Origin of the sequence: Chitinophaga sp. (genome assembly GCF_036569125.1) — a bacterium.
Classification (GTDB): Bacteria; Bacteroidota; Bacteroidia; order Chitinophagales; family Chitinophagaceae; genus Chitinophaga.
Genome location: NZ_DATCRF010000609.1, coordinates 1 through 3311 on the forward strand (window position 1 = coordinate 1; position 3311 = coordinate 3311).

Here is a 3311-nt window from a genome sequence, read left to right on the forward strand (position 1 = left end):
GTTGTAAACTTACTGCCATAGTTTGATCCGCCAAGTCCGTACGTTGCGTTGCTTGATTTAGGAAGTTTGTCTTTTAATTCTTTTTCTTCCAGAATATCTTTCAGTCGCTGATGTTCCGTGCCCGAATTTGCTTTTCCTTCAGCAGCTTCTGCATCCTCTACTATTTTTTTCATTGTATCAACGGCTGTTTTCAATAATTCGGAACTTACACTACTACCTTCTTCTACATCCCTTATAATATTTACACTGGCAAGCTGGGCAACCGCTGATGGAAGATGCAATTGGTTGGTATTATAAGACGTACCTTTTTGATCCACATTTTCAACACTCACTTTTTGAATTACACTTTTATGCCGGTTATCCTGTAACTGTACAGCTCTTTTACCGGCCGCCAACTGCCGGTCGGGATTGTTTGCTGATTTTTGTATTTTTTCATACTCATTCATATATTTCACGCATTTTGTTGGCTTCTCCTGTACGTATTTATTCAGAGCATCCGCATTGTCTTATTTTCCTTTTTCAATTCCTTACGGATATTATCGAGTAATTCATTTTTTGTAACCACGGTATCCTTGCGGCGGATGACCGACAGGGCGCAAAACCGCAGCACATTGATAATAGCTCCGCCGGCCAGTTCATATTTCTCCGCTACATCGTACAGGTCAATATCCGGGTGCAGGGTGCAGGTGCCGGAAAATGCCTGTTGCCAAAGACGATATCGCTCTGCAGCCGACGGCATGGCAAAATGGATCATGCTCTGGAAACGACGGGTGAAAGCATCATCCATATTGGCTTTGAGGTTGGAGGCCAGGATCACTACGCCGGGGAAATCTTCAATGCGTTGCAGCAGGTAGGCAATCTGCTGGTTGGCGTGATGGTCGTTGGAGGAAGAGGCTGCCGTTCTTTTGCCAAACAGCGCATCCGCTTCATCAAAGAAAAGTATCCAGTGACGATGCTGTGCCGCATCAAACAGTTTGGAGAGATTTTTTTCTGTTTCACCAATGTATTTTGATACGATCATCGACAGGTCCACTTTATATACTTCCCTGCCGGTGCTTTTGCCAATAAGCGTAGCCGTAAGTGTTTTGCCGGTTCCCGGCGGTCCGTAAAACAAGGCCCGGTAGCCGGGTTTTATCATTTTAGCCAGCCCCCAGTCCTGCATCAGTGTAGCGCCGTGTTGCAGCCAGGTGGTGATCTCTTCTACCTGGTTCATTATTATATCATCCAGCACCACATCTTCCCAGTTCATCGCTGTGCTTATTGCCTGCGCCGGAAAGGCGGCACTGTGCTCGGCCTGCAACTTTTTACCGGTAACAAAATAATGAAACCAGCGGCTGCCCAGGCTCAGGATGCCATTGAGCCGCGGCAGCCAGGTTTCTGTTTCTTCTATTGCAATTACCCCTTCTTTTATCAGAATATGGTCTTTGTGCAGCACATCCAGCGCAGCGGTACGCCATTCGGGGTTAGTAGCTGTTGCCAGGAAACAAAAGGTTTGACCTGTAGGTAAAAAGCCGCTGTGGTTTTTATCGGTGGCGCCGCCAAACTCGGTAAAGCCACGGTCGTACATCTGGTTCTTTCCAAAAAATATATCCAGGGCCTCGGGGCGCAGGTGTGGCGCCATGGCCAATGCGAGCGCCAGCCGCCCGAATACATCCAGGTTCCATTCTTTCACTGCATCGGCATAATGACAACCGGTTTCTGCCAGATCCGGCAGGGGTATATCTATCCAATGGTTTTCATGACCTTCCTGTACCAGGTAACTTTTGATCACCTGGTCAATGACAGCTTCCAGCCAGTTTATTTCCTGGTGCAGCGTTTGCAGGTTAAGGTTCGCATCCATAATTGACAAATAATTGTTCTACATCATCCAGGGTGGTATCTGTCCATTTAAAATATTGCAGGGCAGTATTGGGGTTCAATTCACCACATTGCAACATATCCAGCACATTGATTGGCGCATGACCGGGCAGGTGGGGAGCGGGGAGGGGATCATGGTACAGGTCCGGACTGTAAAAACTGCTGATCCAATGGTTCCATTCCATCCGTTGGTAAATGAGCTCGCTGATAAATACCTCCATCCGTTCGTCCTGCACCGCCAGCTTTTTTGCTTTAAAAAATACGGGCTTGCGATGTTTTTCGTGGTGAAAGAAATCTATATCCTTCATACGGACAACTTTTGCCGATACATGCTCGAAAAAGTCTTCGAATGCTATATCCTCTACTTCGGAACTCATTTCCAGTTCGGCTTTTTTAGAACCTGCTATGGCCAATACCCAGTCAGACGCAGCAGCGGTTTCTGTAACCACATACAATTCCCTGAACGAATAGATGGTTTGGGTAAGCTTTATAATTAATTGCTGCTGCAGTTCGCTCCAGTTCATAATCCTGGCCGCCTCCGGCTGATGTGCTTTAAATCCAAAACTCCCTTTTTCTGCAAATTTCAATACCTGGTTGTTGTATACGATCTCACTCTCCGGCAGGTTGTTGCTGTCGTAGCCGGTATATCGCTTCGTCATACCGCTATTGAAACGCCAGGCTGCGGGGTCCAGTTGTATGCCATACTTCAGGGTAGCATCCTTGGGAATAATGATACCATTCCGGAAAATATTTCCCAGCAGCGTTATTTCGCCGTTTCGCAGCTGGAAGAAATCGCCGGGATATACAGCCCGGTTCAGCGGATTGCAGGGAATAAAACCGCCGGTTCGCAGGTAAAAGCTGCGGTAAAAATTGAGAAAAAGCTGGCACATACCCGTAATTTTTTCTTTTATCCCGATAACTAACTTATGATATAAACTAAGCCAAAGCTGCGGCATTGGCGGCAGCCAAACCTGCCTGCAGCGATTTCAGTTTTACCTGTGCTTTGTTCAGGGTGATCCTGGCGCTGTTGAGCTGATAGGTGGTGCGGTTCAGATCTTCCTGGATCTGGTCGCTGTAACTTTTGGCGGTGTTGTATGATGCTGATAACAGGTAGGTCAATGATATGGTATCCTGTGGATCGGGATTTCCATTCAGATCGGTCCCTGATAACATTTGGTACAACAGTAACGATTGTTCATATTCAAGTGAGGACCCGCCTTCCGACTCCAGGTTAGAGGCCTGGGTAACAGAGGTGGATTGCAATGCTACGAGTAGCAAAGCAATGGCCTTGTTGGCATCGGTACCTGCCTGGGCAACACTATTTACCAGTTCATCGGAAATGAGTGGGTTAAGTGCTTTTTGCCTGATGATCATGTTGGAAAGCTTGTTGATCACTTCTGCAGAAAATATAAGCATGTCCATTACTTTTTTTACATTTTCCGCCAGTGTTTTTG

General features: G+C 46.8%; 4 protein-coding genes. All 4 read right to left on the bottom strand.

The window, feature by feature from the left end; genetic code table 11:
* Window positions 1–446: hypothetical protein (locus VIM87_RS22755; protein WP_331999228.1), on the bottom strand; the 446-nt coding region annotated here is incomplete at its 3' end.
* Between the two features lie 41 nt (window positions 447–487).
* Entirely contained in the window at window positions 488–1840 is a 1353-nt protein-coding gene (locus VIM87_RS22760) for an ATP-binding protein (protein WP_331999229.1), read from the bottom strand.
* Window positions 1824–2747, bottom strand: coding sequence for a hypothetical protein (locus tag VIM87_RS22765; RefSeq protein WP_331999230.1), 924 nt, complete (start codon window positions 2745–2747; stop codon window positions 1824–1826). The genes VIM87_RS22760 and VIM87_RS22765 overlap by 17 nt, the downstream gene beginning before the upstream one ends.
* Window positions 2748–2793: 46 nt before the next feature.
* Window positions 2794–3311, bottom strand: a 518-nt coding sequence (locus tag VIM87_RS22770) for a hypothetical protein (protein WP_331999231.1), incomplete at its 5' end; no start/stop codon positions are given.

Excerpts from the sequence above, each read along its gene's own strand:
- VIM87_RS22760 (WP_331999229.1), bottom strand. The coding sequence starts at position 1,840 with ATGGATGCGAACCTTAACCTGCAAACGCTGCACCAGGAAATAAACTGG.
- VIM87_RS22765 (WP_331999230.1), bottom strand. The coding sequence starts at position 2,747 with ATGTGCCAGCTTTTTCTCAATTTTTACCGCAGCTTTTACCTGCGAACC.